General features: G+C 67.3%; 1 protein-coding gene. It reads right to left on the bottom strand.

Annotated features, from left to right (window positions below; all coding sequences use genetic code 11):
• Positions 1-343 (bottom strand): AAA family ATPase (locus AC4H2G_RS21550; RefSeq protein ID WP_494367788.1); only part of this gene is annotated, 343 nt, incomplete at both ends.

Here is a 343-nt window from a genome sequence, read left to right as displayed (position 1 = left end):
CAACCGACCGATGAACTCCGGGATCAACCCGTACCGGTGCAGATCCTCCGGGCGCACCTGCGCGAACAGGTCCTCCCCCGCACCCGTGTCGATCGACGCACCAAAACCCACCCCGCGCTTGCGCGCCCGCGCCGCCACGATGTCGTCCAACCCCGCGAACGCCCCCGCCACGATGAACAACACGTTCGAGGTGTCCACCTGGATGAACTCCTGGTGCGGATGCTTGCGACCACCCTGCGGCGGCACCGACGCGCTCGTGCCCTCGATGATCTTCAACAACGCCTGCTGCACACCCTCACCCGACACATCCCGCGTGATCGACGGGTTCTCCGCCTTGCGGGCG

Source organism: Cellulosimicrobium sp. BMG9.23, assembly GCF_059159985.1.
This window is presented reverse-complemented; position numbering and strand designations above follow the sequence as displayed.